General features: G+C 56.0%; 16 protein-coding genes. 11 read left to right on the top strand and 5 right to left on the bottom strand.

The genetic code is table 11. The features are described from left to right. Nucleotides 1–12: 12 nt before the first annotated feature. Both AC2FFE_RS06115 and AC2FFE_RS06110 read right to left on the bottom strand, forming a co-directional pair. Nucleotides 13–1,188 carry a mandelate racemase/muconate lactonizing enzyme family protein gene (locus AC2FFE_RS06115; protein ID WP_496846158.1) on the bottom strand — a complete coding sequence of 392 codons (1,176 nt, stop codon included), beginning with the start codon at nucleotides 1,186–1,188 and terminating at the stop codon, nucleotides 13–15. Beyond that, nucleotides 1,175–2,695 carry a trimethylamine methyltransferase family protein gene (locus AC2FFE_RS06110; RefSeq protein ID WP_496846157.1) on the bottom strand — a complete coding sequence of 507 codons (1,521 nt, stop codon included), beginning with the start codon at nucleotides 2,693–2,695 and terminating at the stop codon, nucleotides 1,175–1,177. Before AC2FFE_RS06110 ends, AC2FFE_RS06115 begins: the two co-directional genes overlap by 14 nt. Before the next feature lie 132 nt (nucleotides 2,696–2,827). Here AC2FFE_RS06110 and AC2FFE_RS06105 point away from each other — a divergent pair, with 132 nt between their 5' ends. After that, nucleotides 2,828–3,691 (top strand): LysR substrate-binding domain-containing protein, encoded by an 864-nt coding sequence (locus AC2FFE_RS06105; RefSeq protein ID WP_496846156.1) that lies wholly within the window; start codon nucleotides 2,828–2,830, stop codon nucleotides 3,689–3,691. Nucleotides 3,692–3,742: 51 nt separating this feature from the next. Here the strand turns inward: AC2FFE_RS06105 and AC2FFE_RS06100 are convergent, their stop codons facing one another. Continuing rightward, complete coding sequence (locus AC2FFE_RS06100) at nucleotides 3,743–4,663, bottom strand: LysR substrate-binding domain-containing protein (protein WP_496846155.1); 921 nt, start codon at nucleotides 4,661–4,663, stop codon at nucleotides 3,743–3,745. 220 nt (nucleotides 4,664–4,883) lie between these two features. On the opposite strand from AC2FFE_RS06100, the gene AC2FFE_RS06095 reads away from it, so the two are divergent. The 7 genes from AC2FFE_RS06095 (at nucleotide 4,884) to argE (ending at nucleotide 11,153) form a co-directional block, all read left to right on the top strand. Then, complete coding sequence (locus AC2FFE_RS06095) at nucleotides 4,884–5,927, top strand: threonine aldolase family protein (protein ID WP_496846154.1); 1,044 nt, start codon at nucleotides 4,884–4,886, stop codon at nucleotides 5,925–5,927. A 1-nt stretch (nucleotide 5,928) separates the two neighbouring features. Then, nucleotides 5,929–6,699 (top strand): amino acid ABC transporter ATP-binding protein, encoded by a 771-nt coding sequence (locus tag AC2FFE_RS06090; protein WP_496846153.1) that lies wholly within the window; start codon nucleotides 5,929–5,931, stop codon nucleotides 6,697–6,699. 34 nt (nucleotides 6,700–6,733) lie between these two features. After that, nucleotides 6,734–7,534, top strand: coding sequence for an ABC transporter substrate-binding protein (locus AC2FFE_RS06085; protein ID WP_496846152.1), 801 nt, complete (start codon nucleotides 6,734–6,736; stop codon nucleotides 7,532–7,534). A 71-nt stretch (nucleotides 7,535–7,605) separates the two neighbouring features. Continuing rightward, nucleotides 7,606–8,295, top strand: coding sequence for an amino acid ABC transporter permease (locus AC2FFE_RS06080; RefSeq protein WP_496846151.1), 690 nt, complete (start codon nucleotides 7,606–7,608; stop codon nucleotides 8,293–8,295). A 9-nt stretch (nucleotides 8,296–8,304) separates the two neighbouring features. Beyond that, entirely contained in the window at nucleotides 8,305–8,994 is a 690-nt protein-coding gene (locus AC2FFE_RS06075; RefSeq protein WP_496846150.1) for an amino acid ABC transporter permease, read from the top strand. A 125-nt stretch (nucleotides 8,995–9,119) separates the two neighbouring features. Then, nucleotides 9,120–9,929: a pyrroline-5-carboxylate reductase gene (gene proC / locus AC2FFE_RS06070; RefSeq protein WP_496846149.1), complete on the top strand. Its 810-nt coding sequence runs from the start codon at nucleotides 9,120–9,122 to the stop codon at nucleotides 9,927–9,929. Nucleotides 9,930–9,995: 66 nt separating this feature from the next. Beyond that, complete coding sequence (gene argE / locus AC2FFE_RS06065) at nucleotides 9,996–11,153, top strand: acetylornithine deacetylase (protein ID WP_496846148.1); 1,158 nt, start codon at nucleotides 9,996–9,998, stop codon at nucleotides 11,151–11,153. A gap of 353 nt (nucleotides 11,154–11,506) precedes the next feature. Here argE and putA read toward each other — a convergent pair whose 3' ends face one another. Further along, on the bottom strand, nucleotides 11,507–14,980 hold the full coding sequence (gene putA / locus AC2FFE_RS06060; RefSeq protein ID WP_496846147.1) for a bifunctional proline dehydrogenase/L-glutamate gamma-semialdehyde dehydrogenase PutA: 3,474 nt from the start codon (nucleotides 14,978–14,980) through the stop codon (nucleotides 11,507–11,509). A 133-nt stretch (nucleotides 14,981–15,113) separates the two neighbouring features. Here putA and AC2FFE_RS06055 point away from each other — a divergent pair, with 133 nt between their 5' ends. Beyond that, complete coding sequence (locus AC2FFE_RS06055; protein WP_496817849.1) at nucleotides 15,114–15,587, top strand: Lrp/AsnC family transcriptional regulator; 474 nt, start codon at nucleotides 15,114–15,116, stop codon at nucleotides 15,585–15,587. Nucleotides 15,588–15,672: 85 nt separating this feature from the next. On the opposite strand, the gene AC2FFE_RS06050 is transcribed toward AC2FFE_RS06055, so the two are convergent. Further along, the gene (locus tag AC2FFE_RS06050; RefSeq protein WP_496817850.1) at nucleotides 15,673–16,116 is read right to left on the bottom strand and encodes a MarR family winged helix-turn-helix transcriptional regulator; all 444 of its coding nucleotides are present in this window, start codon (nucleotides 16,114–16,116) and stop codon (nucleotides 15,673–15,675) included. Between the two features lie 117 nt (nucleotides 16,117–16,233). On the opposite strand from AC2FFE_RS06050, the gene AC2FFE_RS06045 reads away from it, so the two are divergent. Together AC2FFE_RS06045 and AC2FFE_RS06040 are read left to right on the top strand one after the other, a co-directional pair. Continuing rightward, nucleotides 16,234–17,187, top strand: coding sequence for a catalase (locus AC2FFE_RS06045; protein ID WP_496846146.1), 954 nt, complete (start codon nucleotides 16,234–16,236; stop codon nucleotides 17,185–17,187). Between the two features lie 120 nt (nucleotides 17,188–17,307). Next, entirely contained in the window at nucleotides 17,308–18,204 is an 897-nt protein-coding gene (locus AC2FFE_RS06040) for a catalase (protein ID WP_496846145.1), read from the top strand. Nucleotides 18,205–18,273: the final 69 nt, after the last annotated feature.

Raw genomic sequence — 18,273 nt, 5'->3', positions numbered from 1 at the left:
GATCAGTCCTTCTTAGTTCAGGGGCAACCGGCGGAAACGGCCGGGCAGTGCGGGGTCATGGAAATGGTCAAGCGGTCCGTTCTCGACCAGATGTTCGTGCCAATGGGCAAGAGCATCGCGGTCCAGCGTCACCCCAAGGCCGGGACCTTCGGGTACCGCGATCACGTTGTTTTTCTGACGGAACGGCCCGCCTTCGATCACATCGCCGATCTGCCAGCGAAACAGCGATTGCGAGGGTTCTGAAACCCAGGGCATTGCGGCTGACATGTGCAGATAACCGGCGGTGGCGATCCCGGCATCGCCTGAATAGCACCAGAAACCTACACCCATTGCCTCACATGCCCCGATGAAGCGCATCGCGCGGGAAATCCCACCCAGCACGGCGAAATTGGTCACAATGTAGTCGGGCGCGCCAAGGGCGACGGCCTTGCGGATATCCGGCACATGGGTTGAGATGGGGATGGTGAAGTGACGACGCAGTTCCGCCATCTCTTCAAACGTGGCAACCGGGTCTTCGTAGTTGCGGATATTGTAAGGCTCAATCTCGCGAAAGACGCGCATGGCAGTGGGCAGGCTCCACTGCATGTTGCTGTCCAGCCGGATAGTTGCCTCACGACCCAAACCTTCGCGCAGGGCTTTGACCGTATCGATCTCCAGTTCCGGATTGCCAAGGATCAACTTGCCTTCAAACAGGGTGCTGCCATGTTCTTCGCGCATGCGGATGCAATAGTCTGCCACGGCCTCGGGACTCATCTCACCGCCAGCGCGAAACCCGAAGTATTCGGTGAAGGGAATTTCCTGACGCACGGCCCCGCCGAAAAGACGGTACAAAGGTTCACCTGCCACCTTGCCGCGCAGATCCCACAGGGCGATCTCGATCGCGCCAAAGGCTTTGACAACCGAACTGTCATCGGTGTTCTGCACGATCTGCCAGGGCGGCACGCATAGGCTTTCGCAGCCTGCGATATCCAGGGGGTCTGCGCCGATCAGGTGTTCGCCCATGGCGCGGATTGTATTGACCACATCGACCGATGGAGCCTCGCCCAATCCGACAAGGCCCTGATCCGTCTCAACCTCGATAATGGTCTTCGAGGTGCCCGGATAGTGCCCGCCGGTCCACCACATAGGCTTCTCCAGCGGGATATTGACCGGGGTCGCCCGAAGGCCGGTAATCCTAATACCAGGCATCCGGGATTTCCTCTTTGCGGCGGGCTACATAGGCGGCCAGCTCTTCTTTCTTGGCTTCATCCATCGCGGGCGGCTGATAGTCGTTCAGCAACTGGTTCCAACGCTCATAAGCGCGGCGGCGCATGTCTTTGGAGCCGCCTTCTTCCCAGCTTTCGACATTTTCACTGTCGCTGAGCTTTGGCTCATAAAATGCTGTCTGATAGTTCCGCATCGTGTGGGCACAGCCCAGAAAGTGGCCCCCGGCCTCGACCTCGTCATAGGCGTCGCGGGCAAAGGCATCCTCGCTGATATCGAGCCCCTGGCTGAGCACCTTCTGGTATGAGCCCAAACGATCCGCATCCATGATCAGCTTTTCAAACCCGGTGCACAAACCACCTTCGAGCCAGCCTGCCGAATGCAGGACGAAGTTCGCACCCGCCAGCATGGTCGAATGCATCGAATCAGCAGATTCATAGGCAGCTTGCGCGTCTTCGATCTTGGATGCCGTCAGTGAACCACCGCAGCGCAAGGGCAAACCGGCACGGCGGGCCAGCTGGCCAATAGCATAGTTCGAAATGACAGGTTCGGGCATGCCAAAGGTCGGCGCGCCGGATTTCAGTGACATTGACGACAGGAAGTTCCCCAGCACAAACGGCGCACCAGGGCGCAGCAGTTGGACATAGGCACAGACCATCATCGCCTCGGCCATGGCTTGCGCCACACTGGCCGCAGTGCTGACCGGCCCCATTGCGCCCGACAGGATAAATGGGACAACGATCAGACCTTGTCCGCGCGACGAATACACGCGCGCCGATTCCGTGACGACCCGATCCACCAGTAGTGGCGAGTTCGTGTTTACATTGCCCATGATGACACAGTTGTCTTCCATGAAATCGGCGCCAAAGACGATCTCGGCCATTTCGACACTGTCCTGCGCGCGGCTCATCTCGGTGATCGCGCCAAGATGGGGTTTATCGCTGAGCGTCATATGGGCAAACATCATATCCAAGTGGCGCTTGCTGACCGGGACGTCACAAGGTTCGCAGGTGACAAAGCCGCCGTGGTGCAGGTTTGGATGCATATAGGTCAGCTTCACAAGCTTCTTGAACGCATCCATATCGCCGTAGCGGCGACCCCCCTCAAGGTCGCGGACGAAGGGGGCACCATATACGGGGGCGAACACCTGGTTTCCCTCCCCGATGATAACCGAGCGTTTTGAGTTTCGGGCAACTTGCTGAAAGCTTTTCGGGGCCTTTGCGCACAGGTTGCGAATCCACCGGGCATCTGCACGCACGATGTCGCCGTCGATCCGCGCGCCTTCCTTGCGCCATAGGTCAAGCGCGTCGGGGTCATCCCGAAAGGCTATGCCGACCTCTTCAAAGATCCAGTCAACCTGCGCCTCAAGTCGCTCTAACCCCTCTTCCGTCAGGGGATCGAAATAGGGCAGCTGACGCTGAACATAAGGGGAATCAGGTACTGAACCCGCGTCAGATCCACGAGAACGGGAGGGACGAGCACGCCGCGCCATTGTGAGCACTCCATAATTTTGGCCGATAGTAGATGTTGAGGCTTGCGCTGTGACGCTTGAAAAAAGTAATCCTTTGCATAATCTACATTTATGCAAGAACTCTGGAAACATTTAGGATCACCGCGCCATCTGGTGGTTTTTGAAGCCGCGGCTCGATTGCAATCCTTTACGCAAGCGGCGCAGGAACTGAACGTGCAGCAGCCCGCCGTCAGTGTTGCGATCCGCCATCTGGAAGAGGGGTTGGGCACTGCTCTGTTCACTCGCAGCCATCGCAAGGTCGTCCTGACCAGCGCGGGCGAGCGGTTGCTGGCTGATGTCACGCGTGTGTTTGATCAACTGGCCCTGTCGGTTGCTTCGATTCAGCAGATCAAGAAAGCCGGATATGTGACGCTCAGCGCGTCGACCGCGTTCAATAACTACTGGATTATGCCCCGCCTTGCGGATTTGCAGATGCAACACCCGACGATTGACCTGCGCCTGCAGTCCAGTGATCGAGAGCCGGACATAGATGCCGAAAACATCAGCCTTGCGATCCGTCAGGGGGATGGGGCCTGGGCGGGTTGCGAGAGCGCATTGATCGCGGAGGAAGCAATTTATCCTGTTGCTGCGCCGCGGGTCATGGCGGCTGCGGTCGATCTGCGCAGCCTGCCTAATCTGTTGAGCCAAAGACTGATCCATCTTGAGGAGCCCATCCGCCCACGGCCAAGCTGGGCAGATTGGTTCGCGAATTTCTCGATCAGGAATGCAGTGCCGAACACAGGGTTAAGGCTGAATGACTATGCTCTTGTTTTGCAGGCAGCGATGGCGGGCGAAGGCTTTGCCTTTGGTTGGAAACACCTGGCGGACAGGTTGGTGGATCAGGGCCTTTTAGCGGCCAGAAGCGATTGGCAATGGGAGACTGGAAAAGGGTTCTATCTTGTCTGGTCCAAGAACAGGGCGCTTTCGGATGATGCAAAAAGGGTCAGGGATTGGATTCTGCGACACCGACGTATCTGATTCGCCAAGGCGGATTATCCAGAGTTCCGGGCCAACAGTCTGCAACCATATCTATGAACGGGTCAGCCATTCCAGCTCTTCCAAGTAGCTGTCCCGCGTCTCGGACAGGCAGGTTTCAAACGCCGAGATCAACGAGCTTTCGGGTTGAAACTTTGACCGTAGCAACGTGCTTTTAAACGGCAGGTTGACGGAGAATCGTCGAAAAACAACATTGCGATGTTTGAAGCTGAGTGCCGAGAACGGATTAATAATCGTCAGCCCAACACCTTGCGCCACTGCTTCGGCGGCCATGATCGAATTGTGCACCTCGACGACGGTGTTTGGCGCGACCGATTGGTCCTCGAGCAGTTGGTTTACCCTTTGGCTGTAAGGGTCGTTCTGGCCAAGGCCCACAAAGTTCTGGCCGTCGATATCTTTGGGCGTGATTTCGTCTTTTGCGCTCAGTTCATGATCCTCGGGAAGGATGCATATTTCCGGCGCGTCGGTGAATTGTTGAAAGGCGGTTCCGTCCGGTTCGACTGCATAGGCCGCCAGCCCGATATCGCATTGTTGGGAGGTAACCATTTCAGAAATGGTGGAGGTTTGCCTGGTCGAGACGACGATCTGTACACGCGGTCGATTCTTGTGGAACGCCTTGACCGCAGACACGAGGAATCCCTGAGAATATGCGGGTGCGCAGGCAATATGGATGTTGCCTTGTTGCAGGTTCCGGATCTCTTCGGCAGCCCGGCCAATGCGTCTGATACTTCGAAAGGATTTATCGACTTCCTCGTATAGCAGCATTGCTTCGCGTGTCGGAACCACCCGATTGCCGGACCGAATGAACAGTTTCATTCGCACGGCATCTTCCAGCTGTTTGAGCGACCGACTTACCGCTGGCTGAGACGTATTCAGGATATCTGCGGCACCGGTCACCGTGCCCACTGCGATTGTTGCGTGGAAGCATTCCAGAAGTCTTGAGTTGAGCTGCATTTTCCATCCTCGTTTGCCCAAAGGCTTCAGATTTCGACGTCTCTCAAAGCATATCAAAAGTGAATACTGAAGTCTTGATCTTGTATTATCCTTTTGGCTGCCGCCGTGCTCAAACTATCCGAAAGCAACGATCCAATGATGTTTTGCGTTGGTCGAGAGGAGGGTAAGTGGCGCTGTCACCTGCCGAATTCTTCGTCTTTCGCACAGGAGACAGAACACGATGTACGACTTCTACGCTGACACAAAAACCAAGCCCACGGTGGAGATGAGAAAAGCCGTATTGGACTGTGTCGTGGGTGACGAACAAAAAGACGAAGACCCCACCACCAGCGAACTGTGCGCACGCGTGGCCGAACTGCTTGGTAAAGAAGCTGCTGTTTTCCTGCCTTCGGGCACAATGTGCAACGAGATCGCCATCAAGGTTCACACGAACCCGGGTGACGAGATCATTTGCGAACAGTCCTGCCATATTATCAACTTTGAAACCGGCGGCCCTGCTGCAATCAGCAGCGTCATGATCCGTGCGATCCATGGCCAGCGCGGCACTTTCACAGCGGATCAGGTGAAAGAGTGTCTGCGCCCCAATTCCCGTTACATGCCAAAAAGTGCGCTGCTGTGTGTTGAGCAGACCGCGAATATGGGCGGTGGTGCAATCTGGCCTGTCGAACAGCTGGACGACGTGGCGCGCACAGCGAAGGCCGCCGATCTTGCCACCCATATGGATGGCGCCCGGTTGATGAACGCGGCGCTGAAAACCGGTATCGCCCCTGCGCGGTACGCTCAGGAATATGACACGGTCTGGATCGACTTCACAAAAGGTTTGGGCGCGCCTGTCGGGGCCGTGCTTGCCGGTTCTAAAGAATTCATTGCTCAGGCATGGCGTTTAAAGCAGCAAATCGGTGGCGCAATGCGTCAGTCGGGCATTGTCGCTTCGATGTGCCTGTATGCACTGGATAATCATGTGCAACGCCTGTGCGATGATCATTCATTGGCCGAACGCCTTGGGCATGAAATTGATCAATTGCCGTTCGTCAAAGCGGTGCTGCCGGTTGATACCAATATCGTCATCTTCGATATGACCGATGAGGCACCGACTGCGGCGGAACTGGTCGAACGACTGAAGAAGCAAGATATCCTGGTCGGCGCTTTTGGCGAGCGTCGCATCCGAATTGTCACCCACATCGATGTAAACCCAACAGCTGCCGACGCGCTGATCCGCGGTCTGAAGCAGCATTTGGGTGCCGCGAAAGAGGAGGTTTCGTAAGATGGCGCTTGATACAGTTTCAGCTGAGGCACCGCTCGTCCGCATTGACGAGCTTTCAAAGGTGTTTCACACAGCTGATGGCCGCACAATAAACGCTCTGAAATCCGTTTCCACGCATGTGGATCGCGGTGAGGTCGTTGCCATTATCGGCCCGAGTGGGTCGGGCAAGAGTACGCTGTTGCGGGCCCTGAATGGTCTAGACCCCCTCACATCAGGCCACATCATCATTGATGGCATCGACCTGGCCGATCGCAAGACCGATATGAACGCGTTGCGGGCAGATGTCGGGATGGTGTTTCAGCACTTTAACCTGTTCCAGCACAAGACCTCGTTGGAAAACATCACGCTGCCGCAGATTTTGGTGCGTAAGCTGTCCAAAGCGCAGGCCGAAGAGGTCGCATTGGACCTGCTGAGGCAGCTGGGTCTGGACCATCTGGCCAACAACTACCCATCGCAATTGTCGGGCGGTCAGCAGCAACGAATTGCCATTGCACGCGCTTTGGCGATGAAGCCGAAACTGATGCTTTTCGACGAAGCAACCTCGGCTCTCGACCCCGAAATGGTCGGCGAAGTGCTCGACCTTATGAAACGTCTTGCGGCAGACGGAATGACCATGTGCCTCGTGACACATGAAATGAATTTTGCGCGCGAAGTCTGCGACCGCGTGATCTTCATGGACGGTGGCGAACTGGTCGAAAGCGGTGAGCCCGCAGCATTCTTCGAAAACCCGAAAACCGACCGAGCACGTCAGTTTTTGGACAAGGTTCTCTAAACCAACCATCACTCAACCCAAGGGAGGATACGTGATGAACTTCTTCAAGTCACTTTTGGCGGGGGCGGCAACTTTTGTGGTTGCACACACCACCACTTTTTCGGAAGCAAACGCTGATACCGTTTCCGATATCGTAAACCGGGGCGCGCTGAACGTTGCTGTTCAGACCCAGGGCCCTCCGTTCAGCTTTGTCGATGTATACGGCGAACGCACAGGTTTTGCTGTCGAGATCGTGAAGATGATTGCCCAGGATATGGGCGTTGAAATCGAATTCCACGACTACGAGTGGAAGGGTCTGATCCCGGCGCTGTTGGCCGAGAAGGTCGATTTCATCGCGGCCGACATGACGCCGACACCCCAGCGCGCATTGCAGCTGAACTTTACTGAGCCGTTCTACTACAGCGAAGTTGTTGCCTATGTTGGCGGAAACTCGGACGCCGCCGCGTGGTCGGACCTGAACAAAGAGGGCGTGAAGATCGGCGTTCCTCAGGCAAGCTCGCATGTGCGCTTTGTACGCGAGAACATCCCGAATGCCCAAGTTGTAGAACTGTCCGGCGGTAGCCCGGCTGTTGCACAGGCCCTGTCTGTTGGCCGCGTCGATGCAGGCGTGACCTCGCGCGAGATCGCAACCCAGTTCACCCGTGAATTCGAAGGCGTGCGCGTCACCGATGGTGTTATCGTTCAGTCCCCTCTGAGCTTCCCGGTGCGCCCCACCGACACGCATTTGCAGTCCTGGCTGAACAACTGGTTCCGCATCAAACATGCTGACCGCACCATCGAACGTATGCTGGACTATTGGGTTCTGACCGACGCGTGGGAAGCTGACCACAAGTAAATGGCCTTTACGGGCAACGAGTGGCCGGTGCATCCGGCCACTCATCCGACCTGATCGCAAGGGAGGCGAACATGAGCCTTATTGAAATCTATAATTATCGGGTCGTATCGAAATACCTTCCCGTTTTTGCAGAGGGGCTATGGGCAACACTTTGGATATCCTGTGTGTGTCTTGTGCTGGCTCTGATCCTGGGTACGCTGATTACGGTGGCCCGCAGATCCAAAAAGCGGTGGATTTCTGTTCCGGTCATTGCATATGTCGAAGCGATCCGCAGTACACCGCTTCTTGTGCAGCTTTATCTGGTCTACTACGGCCTGTCGCAGATACCGGTTCTGAACATTCCTGTTCCTGCTCTGGCTTGCGGCATCTTTGCCCTGACTGTGCACACCGCAGCCTATATGAGCGAGATCATTCGAAGCGGCATTGAATCGGTCGATCGGGGCCAGTTCGAAGGGGCCAAAGCCGTGGGCATGACAGAACGCCAGGCGATGATCAACATCATCTACCCGCAGGCTTTTGCAAACGTCATTCCAGCACTTCTGGGCCAAACTGCTGTCCTGATCAAAGACAGCTCCATCCTAAGCTTCATCGCCGTGTTCGAACTGCTTGGTGCTGGCCTGATCATCCTGTCAGACCGTGTCATGCCCGTCGAAGCATTCATGACCGCAGCGTTCGGATACATACTGATCTACGTCATGATGCTGTTTCTTTCATCCGTCGCCAAAAAACGACTGGCTGGCAACTCTTGGCGTCAGCGATAGGAGGCAAATATGCTTGAAATTACAATTCAAACAATGCCGTTCCTGCTCGAAGGCTTTCTGAACACGATACTGATTTCGTTCGTCGCGATTTTCCTGGGCAGCGTTGTCGGGCTATTCCTTGGTCTCATCCGAACGGTTGGACCGAGATATGCAAACAATCTGGTTGGTCTTTATGTCCACCTGGTTCGCGCAACCCCGTTCCTTGTTCAGATTTACATCGTCTACTATGTGCTGCCGACAAGCGGTTGGTCCATTTTCGACTTTTCGAATTTCATGGCGGCTGTGATTGCACTGACCATCTACACCTCCTCTTACACGGCCGAGATTGTTCGGGGTTCGCTGGAGGCGGTTCCAAAAGGGCAGTGGGAAGGCGCGGCGGCTGTTGGAATGACGATGCGGCAGAGACTGGTAAATGTCATTCTTCCACAAGCCTGGAAACTGACATTGCCTCCACTGGCTGGCGTCTATGTGCTGGTGATCAAAGGTACATCCATTCTGTCTGTGATCGGTGTTGTTGAACTGATGCGACAGGGCGAAGACGCAATTCACAGACACCCGACGCATATCATGTGGATCCTGTTCCTGTGCGCGACGCTGTACTTCATCTACTGTTTCCCGATTTTGCGAGGGATCAGCTACATGGAAAAACGCGTCTCGGTCAAAGGTGCGCGCAGTCTGGCCAGCGAAGAGGGCTGGTAACAGAATTACCCACCTCGCGTTGAATTCGGGGGGTGGATCGACGTTTATTCAGGCAAACTCCCCAGAGGCAGGATCACGGCGTCCTGTCGAGCAGACTAAATCAAACCATCAAAAAGGCGTTCGTGATGTCACAAGATGTAAACTCAACATTGTTCATAGGTGGCGGGAACATGGGGCTTGCCATTCTGCGCGGGTTCCGCAGCAGTGGTGGCGACATGGGTAAGGTTTCGGTCGTTGACCCGTTTCTGGACGCCGATGTGGCCGTCGAACTTGGCCTGAACGGTTTGTACCACCGGATCGAAGACATCCCGCAAGACAAGAAATTCGATACTGTTGTTCTGGCCGTGAAACCTCAGATCTACGAAACGCTTGGTTCAAGTTGGGCGGTTGCGCTGTGCGAAGGTGGGTTGGTGATTTCCATCATGGCGGGTGTCGCCAGCAGCCGCATTGCAAACGGTGCTGGGAAGCCCTGTGTCGTTGCCCGCTGCATGCCGAACACGGCCGCTGCAGTCGGGCAGTCGGTGAATGTGGCCTACTTGTCCGAACCTTCCCGCAAGGCGCAATTCGAAGCTTTGATATCGGGTTCTGGTCCGGTTCGTTGGGTGGAAGACGAAGATCAGATTCACATGACCACTGCGGTTTCAGGGTCCGGTCCGGCCTATTTCTTTGCATTTGTCGAAGCACTTGCACTGGCCGGAGAACAGGCGGGACTGGACCCGGATTTGTCCATGGACCTTTCGATTGACACCCTGATCGGTGCTGCCGAGCTGCTCAAGGCCAACAGAGACCCGGCAAGCCTGCGCGAAAGCGTGACATCCAAGGGTGGCACAACGGCAGCCGCGTTGGGGGCTTTTGCGACCCATGACAATCTGAACGTGGTTGTGGGCGATGGTGTCGCCGCGGCCGTGTCCCGGTCGCGGGAACTGGCGCAATAGCGTTTAAAGCTGCATTCTCGCCAAAACCTGTTGAGGATGCACCCGTCTTCAAACAAAGCGATCAGAATGGCTGAACCAACACGTCTTTTGGAAATATTGGACAAGCTTTGCGGCTTCCAGACAATCAGTGACCAAAGCAATCTGGATTTGATAACCTATTGCCGCGATATTTTGTCTGATGCGGGCTTCTCAGTCCAAATCCTGCCGGACGAAACGGGTGCGAAGGCCAATCTGCATGCGGTGCTGGGCGACCAGACCCGGCCCGGGATAGTTTTTGCCGGGCATACGGATGTTGTGCCCGTCAAAGGCCAGAACTGGGAAACGGACCCTTTCCGATTGAACCAAAGAGACGGGCGTCTTGTCGCCCGAGGTGTTGTGGATATGAAGGGATATGTTGCAACGGTACTGTCCGTTGTGACCTCACTGAGCGGCAAATGGCCTGAGTACCCCATCCATGTATTTCTAACCTATGATGAAGAAACCGGGTGTTTCGGTGCTCGAGACGCCCAAGGCTATCTAAAAGATTCCTTGCCTCCCGGCTGCATGTGCTTGCTGGGCGAGCCTACTGATATGATCCCGATCCTGGCGCATAAAGGGATCAGAGGGCTGCAATCAACGATCTATGGCTCTCATGGGCATGCGGCATATGCGGCGGTTGCTTCCAACGCCATCCACTATTCTTCGGATCTGGTTCAATATCTGCTGGAGCAGGACCGGCGCTACGCTCAGATGCCGAGCACCGAAAGCTATCAGACACCGCGTTCGACCATACAGGTGGGTAAGATCGAAGGCGGAGTTGCCCGGAACATGATCGCCGAAACCTGTCGCATGGAGTTTGAGTTCAGACATCTGCCGGAGGATTCCGCAGATGAATTCTGGAACAATCTACAACATTTCATAGGCGGGATACTGCTGCCGTCGTTGAAGATCAAGCAACCTGATGGGCGTGTCGAAACCCGGATCCTGTCAAATGTCCCGGCCTTTCTGGCCCAACCAGAAGGTCGGTTCCTTGACGCGCTTCACCATGTGTTGGGCCACAGCCAACATGGCGCGTGGGACGGGGTCACCGAGGCCGGTTACTATGCCGCTTGCGGTATTGAGACCATTGTCTGCGGCCCCGGATCGCTGTCGCAAGCGCATCAGCCTGGGGAAAGTGTGGCGCTTGACGATCTACTTATGTGTGAGGCCCATCTGCGAAAGCTGATTGATCAACTTCCACTATAAAGCCGCAGGCTTCGACCCTGCTCCGGGTCGCCTCTGCGATGTGTCGGTCGTCAGGCAGAGCCGTCTTTGGCGGCTTCATCGTCGGTAAACTGAAATGCGAAGGCGCTAGGGAGGGAGTGTGGAACTAGCGCTTTCGCAGTTTAACTGGCCTGAAATTCGTCCACTTGGGGAGAGGATGTGGCGACCATGGCAGCACGATATCCGGCCGCATGACCCTTTCAGGCAGGCCAGTTAGAACCCTTTTTGCTTTGTGATCCAAAGCTCGCAATGCCCAACAGTTGTATCGGGCATCGCAGCGATTACCGCCGGAGAGGAGGGGCCTTGCCCCTGCTTCTCTGGCATCTGTTTCCGCATCAGCTTGCCTCGGCCAAAAGGCTGGCGTTGCCGCCTGCGGCAGTGGTGTCGACACAGACGTGGCGTTCCATCACGCAGCGTTCGCCGAAATCGTTTTCGGTGGCCAACGGGATAAGGGCGCCGTCACGATCTGCCAGCGCTTTCCTGATGGCGCGCTGTTCAGCCTCTGACCCCCAGTAAACAACAAGGTCAAAACCACTGAGTGCGGTCAGAGAAGCCGGGTCCAGAACGCCATCTATCGCTCCGGCGCCTTGTGCCCCAGGCGCGACAGTGATTGGAACGCAGCCATGCGCGCGTACAATCGACGCCTGCTGTTGCGCGGCGGCAAGATTGGGACCCAGGCACAGAACCTTACCACGACCATAGGTCGACAGGACATTGGATTCCCCGGTCGGGCCCGGCAGCTCAGAGGTGCTGAGCGCCAGCCGTTCAGGTGCCGCTGTTGCGTCAACCGTCTTTTGAACATCACCCAGCGAAGCGGTGGTTCCGGTTTCGGCCGGAAGCTGGCTGGAGGCCCCTTGGGTAAAGCGTTTTACATAAGACGGGCCGCCCGCTTTTGGCCCGGTTCCCGAAAGACCCTCACCCCCGAACGGCTGTGATCCAACGATCGCACCAATCTGGTTGCGGTTGATATACATGTTGCCTGCGTTTACCCGTGAAGTGACCTGCTGAATCCGGTCATCAATCCGCGAATGCATACCAAAGGTCAGACCGAACCCGGTTTTATTGATCGCATCGACAACCTGATCCAGTTCGGAGGCTTTGAAGGTCGCGATATGCATGACCGGGCCAAAGACCTCTTTCTCCATGTCGCCGATACCCGAAACACGCAGCACGGTGGGCGGCACGAATGTGCCTGTGTCGGGCACAGCAAGCTGTTTCAGGACACGGCCTTGACTGCGTGCAACCTCAATATAGTCCAGAATTTCTTTCTGCGCACCACCCTCGATGACCGGGCCGACATCCGTGCGCATGTCCCATGGGTTGCCGATGACCAACTCGTCCATCGCGCCATAGAGCATTTCCTGAACCGTATCGGCGACATCTTCTTGAACGTAGAGTATGCGTAGGGCCGAGCAGCGCTGACCTGCGGATTGAAACGCAGATGCGACAATGTCCTTGATGGCCTGTTCAGGAAGCGCGGTGGAGTCAACGATCATCGCGTTCAACCCGCCAGTTTCCGCGATCAGTGGTGCGCCGGGTTCGATGTCCTGGCTCATCGCGCGATTGATGGTCTGGGCCGTAAATGTCGAGCCGGTGAAGCAAACGCCGTTGACGCGGGGGTCAGACGTCATCTTGGCGCCGACAACGGAACCACGGCCCGGGATCAGTTGCAGGCTGCTGATAGGCACACCTGCCTGATGCATCAAACGCACGCCGATTGAGGCGATGATCGCCGTCGGTTCAGCAGGTTTTGCAATCACGCCATTGCCTGCCGCAAGTGCCGCCGCAATCTGGCCCGAGAAAATCGCCAGAGGGAAGTTCCAGGGCGAAATACAGGCGATCACACCCCGCGCCGGGCGGTTCAGCTCCAGCGCGCGCGCTGCGTAGTAGCGCAAGAAATCAACGGCTTCGCGCAGCTCAGCAATGGCATCCATCGGGGTTTTGCCGGCTTCCCGCGTCAGGGCCGCGAAAATCTCACCGAAGTGTTCTTCGTATAGATCCGCAGTCTTGTTCAGAACGCCCGCCCGCGTTTGGGCATCCGCGCTCCAGGCTTTTGCCGCGCTCAGCGCCGTTTCCATATCTTCTGCAGCGGCCTGCTTTGCGGTTCCCAGCTTATCCGCGTGATCCGCGGGGTTGATCACGTCAAGAACACGATCACCGACGACTTCACCTTCGATGATCGGGCCGACATTCCAGACGGTGTCTAGGAACGGGGTGCGGGCCTGTTCAATCTCTGCCAGATCGGTTGTGTCATGCAGATCCCATCCGCGCGAGTTCGGGCGTTCGGTCCCGTACAGAGCATCCGGCATCAAGACAGATGTATTGCGGTCCGGGGTGGCGATTGTTTCGAACGGATCGGTGGCGATGGCTTCGGCTGGAACAGCCTCATCGACAATCTGGTTCACGAAGGAAGAGTTCGCGCCGTTTTCCAGCAGCCTGCGGACCAGATAGGCCAGAAGATCGCGATGCGCGCCAACCGGGGCATAGATCCGGCAACGGGTTCCTTCGCCTTCCAGCACCAGATCGTGCAGCGAATCTCCCATGCCGTGCAGGCGCTGGAATTCAAACGCACGCGTGTCATCCGCCATTTCCAGAATGGCTGCGACAGTATGCGCATTGTGGGTGGCAAACTGCGGATAGATGCGATCCGTCATCTCCAGCAGTTTTCTGGCGCAGCAGATATAGGATACGTCGGTTGCTGCTTTCCGCGTGAACAGGGGGAACCCGCCAAGCCCTTCGACCTGTGCCCGCTTGATTTCCGTGTCCCAATAGGCGCCTTTGACCAGACGCACCATGATTTTGCGATCAAGTTCAGTGGCCAGCGCGTGCAGCCAGTCCAGAACATGTGCAGCACGCTTTCCGTAGGCCTGAACCACGACGCCAAAGCCATCCCAGCCCGCCAGCGATGGATCGCGTAGGACGGCTTCGATCACGTCAAGCGACAGGTCGAGCCTGTCAGCCTCTTCCGCGTCGATATTCAGGCCCATGCCTGCGTCTTTCGCTTGCTGAGCAAGTTTCAGTGTCAGCGGCACCAGCTCGGCCATGACCCGGTCTTTCTGACCGACTTCATAGCGGGGGTGTAGCGCGGACAGCTTGATTGAGATGCCCGGGTTTTCACGAATATCCTTGGACCGGCATTCCTGTGCCAAAGCTGAGATGGCATCCTGATAGGCGACGAAGAACCCCTTTGCATCTGCTGCCGTAAGTGCTGCCTCACCCAGCATGTCGTAAGAATAGGTGTAGCCTTGCGCTTCTTTCTTCTTGCCGCGCTTGACCGCCTCTTCGATGGTTTGGCCCAGAACGAACTGCGCGCCCATTTCCTTCATCGCACGCCCGACGGCGGCACGAATGACAGGCTCACCCAAGCGTTTGACGGCGCCCTTCAGGGTCGCAACAAGGCCGCTGCCTTCCTGAAGGACCTTTCCGGTCAGCATCAAGGCCCATGTCGATGCGTTGACCAGTGAGGATGAAGAATTGCCAAGGTGCTGGCCCCAGGCCGAAGGTGCAATCTTGTCTTCGATCAGGGCGTCGATCGTATCTGCATCCGGCACACGTAACAGCGCCTCGGCCAGACACATCAGGGCGACACCTTCGCTGGTGGACAGACCGTATTCGGCCAGGAAGATCTCCATCAAGCCGGGCTTGTCATCTTCCCGGATTGATTTCACCAGAGCTATTGCACGGTTCCGCGCAGCTGCACGATCAGACGCTGTCAGCTCAGCCGTTTGGATGAGTTCCCTCAGGATCTCGGATTCGTCACGTAAGTGGTTCTGGCGAATTCGGTTCCTGATTTTTGTTAGCTCTGACATAGCAGCCCTCCTTAAATCTCTGCTCTTTGCAGCTTGCCGCGCATGTTAGCAGAGTCGGGGAAATCTTGTTGCCTAAATAAGCGGGTTTAATTAGATAAAAGAACCAAAGTTCTGGAATCTGATAGGTGAAATAGTGGGGTATTTAGGTAATGCTAGGCAATTAGATCGATATGATCGTGCGATCATTTCGATTCTCTCACAGGAAGGCAGAATACCTGTTACGGAATTGTCGATGCGGGTTGGTTTGTCAAAAACCCCATGCCAAATCAGGCTGAAGCGTTTGCAGGAGGAGAGGGTCATCCTGGGATTTCAGGCCGTCATCAATCCGGCGAAGCTGGACCTGGAGCAAGTTGCCTTTGTCGAGATCAAGCTGTCCGACACCACCGAGCCCGCTTTGTCCGCGTTCAATACTGCGGTGCGCAAGGTGCCAGAGGTTGAGCAGTGCCATATGATTGCGGGGGCGTTCGACTACTTGATCAAGATCCGAACATCGAACATGCGGACATTTCGTGAAGTACTGGGAAAGGCCATTTCTTCCCTGCCAAACGTCGCCAGTACGTCGACCCATGTCTCAATGCAATCGGTCAAAGATAGCGAAACATTTTAGGCGGGGTCGCAAGCGCGGCGTCGGTGCACTTGCTCTGCGGATTTGAAAGGTCGTGCCGAATGGCGTGCTTTGGTCGGGGTGAAACCTACCGCCCGGCAATCTTTTTCGAGATCCGGATGATGTCATCCGCTTCGTGTTGGGTCAGCCCGATCTTGGAGAACACTTCAGAAGATACTCCGCAGCTCTTGATCCAGATACTGCGCCCTGCGTCTGTCAGGGTGACGATTTTCTGCCGTTCATTGCCCGCCTGAGTTTCCCGCCGTAACAGGCCTTTGTCTTCCAATCGCCGGAGGAGGGGCGTCATCGTTGCGCCGGTAACGTCCAGCCGTTTGGCCAGGCTTGAGATGGAAACGCCATCCTGCTCGGACAAAGCCATCAATACCAGGTACTGCGTATAGGTCAGGCCCTGAGCCTTGAGAAGCGTCTGATAAAAGCTCTCAATCTTATGCGACGCAGCATAGACCGCAAAGCAAAGCTGGTTGTCCAACCGAACCTCGGTGTCTTCTGTATTCTCTTCTGGTATCGTCAAAGCGCTGACCTTCACATTTTGTTGTGCACCTTATGTAGCATAAGGAAATATTACTTGCAAATAATTAGTAACCTAAATATTAGAGAGCTAGTGTAAGCGATTTGCGAGGAGAAGATGATGAAACCCACCATAATGGCCTTGTGCGTGTCGGTTGCGGCGTTGCCAGCTGCCGCCGATGGCGATTTCGACTTTGAAAACGGTTTTGCGGCGTTTGAGCAGCTATTCGGTGTGACCGAAGGCAAGCGTCGGAATCACACCAAAGGATTCTGTGTTGAGGGTGCGCTAACGCCGGTGGATGCGGCGATCAAAGAGTACTCGAACAGCCCTTTGTTCTCTGAAACTTCTTCGGTCATCGCGCGAGTGTCGCACAAAGGTGGCAAAGCCAATCCTGCAGACGACAAATACGGCCTGTTGGGCTTGTCGATGCAGATCGAGACGCCAGATGACGATCTGCATGTGATCGCCATGAACACCGAACATTTCTTTCCCGTACCCACAGCCGATGCGTTTATCGGGCTGTTGCGTGCTAAGGCTGAAGGTGGCGAGGCGACAAAAGCCTTTGCTGCGGCCAATCCTTCGTTGAAAAAATACAGTGCCTATCATGGCGCTTTGGACAAAACCCTGCGCCCGTATGAGGGCACGAAGTATTTTAGCGTGAACTCGTTCCATTTGGTAAATGAGGCCGGTGACGAAACGCCAATACGTTTTGACTTTCGCCCATCGGGGGAGGAGGGGATCGTAGTGGATACCCACCCGGATTTCTTTCTTGAAAACATGCAAGCCAATATTGCCAATGGTGGCGTGTCCTGGGACATGGTGATCACGTTGGCCAATCCCGGCGATGCGATTGATGATCCGTCGATCCAGTGGACCGGAGAGCACACGGAGATCGTTGCCGCCCGCTTCACTGCCGAGGCCGCTATGTCCGAGTCGGATGGCCAGTGTGATGAGATCAACTTTGACCCGCTGGTTCTGAGTGAGGGTTTCGCCCCGTCAAATGATCCGATGCTGGAGGCGCGTTCGTTGATTTATGCGCACGGTGTTGGAAAGCGGCTTTCAGAACAAGAATAACAGGTTAGGCGAACCCACTCGCCGGGCGGGCTTCCACAGATACCCGACATGCGTGCGCGCTGCGGAAGGAAGCCCGCTTGGCCGGGGTCGCCTGAAAAACAAACGTTTAGAGAGACAGCAATGACTCAGCCAGCAAAATTGATTGATGCTTTGAATGGCACATTTGGCCGTCACGAAGGCTATCGCGCTTCCCATGCAAAAGGGTTTTCAGCCAGGGGGCGGTTCATTCCGCTGACACAGCGCTCAGGCGTACAGGTTCCGCTTCTGGAGCAGGGCCAAACCGTCCTCGCGCGGTTCTCTGTTGGGGGCGGTAAGCCCGGTATCAGCGACAAAAGCCCGACCGTCCGTGGTATCGGGTTGGAAATTGGGCAAGGTGACGAACGCTGGGCTATGGCGCTGATTTCCAATCCGGTGTTCTTTGCCAACTCTGCCGATCAGTTTCGTGCGTTTTTGGCGGCGCGGATCCCGGACCCGTCAACAGGTGCCCCTGATCCGAAACTTGTGCAGGCGTTCAATGAGGCAAACCCAAATACCGTACCTCATCAGGCGTACCTGAAGTCGACTGCGCCCTGCCGCTGCTATTCGAACGAGGAGTATCATTCAGGACACGCATATCGCATCGACATAGACGGCCAGCCGGTTGCGGCGAGACTTATGCTGAAGCCCGAGGCCGGGCGCATTGGGTTGACCGAGCAGGAGATGAACGAGCTTCCTGATACGTTCTTGTTCGACAGGTTCCTGGGTAAGTTGAGCGATGCGCCGGCGCGTTGGTCGGTGTGTTTGGTTCTGGCGAATGATGCTGACGAGCTAGGTGATCCGACTGTGCCCTGGGAGGGTGTGCATTCAGAGATCGAGCTTGGGACGCTGCAGATTGAGCTGCCGGATGACCGGGCAGACAGTGTGAAAAAGGTGTTTGACCCGGCGCAGATGCCTCAGGGTGTCGCGGCGCCGCAGGATCAGGTGTTTTCGTTGCGCAGCGCGGCCTATGCAGAATCCTTTGCAAGGAGATCCGGCTAACAGCCGGATCAATGGGGGTGCGACATGCAATCCCATAATAGGCATTGACAATACCTATTATACAGCGCA

The sequence above is a fragment of the Ruegeria sp. YTSA168 genome (genome assembly GCF_059610045.1).
This window is presented reverse-complemented; position numbering and strand designations above follow the sequence as displayed.

What these genes read in the sequence shown, in the direction of transcription:
- AC2FFE_RS06115 (WP_496846158.1), bottom strand. Translation starts at nt 1,188, where the DNA reads ATGCCTGGTATTAGGATTACCGGCCTTCGGGCGACCCCGGTCAATATC.
- AC2FFE_RS06110 (WP_496846157.1), bottom strand. Translation starts at nt 2,695, where the DNA reads ATGGCGCGGCGTGCTCGTCCCTCCCGTTCTCGTGGATCTGACGCGGGT.
- AC2FFE_RS06100 (WP_496846155.1), bottom strand. Translation starts at nt 4,663, where the DNA reads ATGCAGCTCAACTCAAGACTTCTGGAATGCTTCCACGCAACAATCGCA.
- AC2FFE_RS06095 (WP_496846154.1), top strand. Translation starts at nt 4,884, where the DNA reads ATGTACGACTTCTACGCTGACACAAAAACCAAGCCCACGGTGGAGATG.
- AC2FFE_RS06090 (WP_496846153.1), top strand. Translation starts at nt 5,929, where the DNA reads ATGGCGCTTGATACAGTTTCAGCTGAGGCACCGCTCGTCCGCATTGAC.
- AC2FFE_RS06085 (WP_496846152.1), top strand. Translation starts at nt 6,734, where the DNA reads ATGAACTTCTTCAAGTCACTTTTGGCGGGGGCGGCAACTTTTGTGGTT.
- AC2FFE_RS06080 (WP_496846151.1), top strand. Translation starts at nt 7,606, where the DNA reads ATGAGCCTTATTGAAATCTATAATTATCGGGTCGTATCGAAATACCTT.
- AC2FFE_RS06075 (WP_496846150.1), top strand. Translation starts at nt 8,305, where the DNA reads ATGCTTGAAATTACAATTCAAACAATGCCGTTCCTGCTCGAAGGCTTT.
- proC (WP_496846149.1), top strand. Translation starts at nt 9,120, where the DNA reads ATGTCACAAGATGTAAACTCAACATTGTTCATAGGTGGCGGGAACATG.
- argE (WP_496846148.1), top strand. Translation starts at nt 9,996, where the DNA reads ATGGCTGAACCAACACGTCTTTTGGAAATATTGGACAAGCTTTGCGGC.
- putA (WP_496846147.1), bottom strand. Translation starts at nt 14,980, where the DNA reads ATGTCAGAGCTAACAAAAATCAGGAACCGAATTCGCCAGAACCACTTA.
- AC2FFE_RS06045 (WP_496846146.1), top strand. Translation starts at nt 16,234, where the DNA reads ATGAAACCCACCATAATGGCCTTGTGCGTGTCGGTTGCGGCGTTGCCA.
- AC2FFE_RS06040 (WP_496846145.1), top strand. Translation starts at nt 17,308, where the DNA reads ATGACTCAGCCAGCAAAATTGATTGATGCTTTGAATGGCACATTTGGC.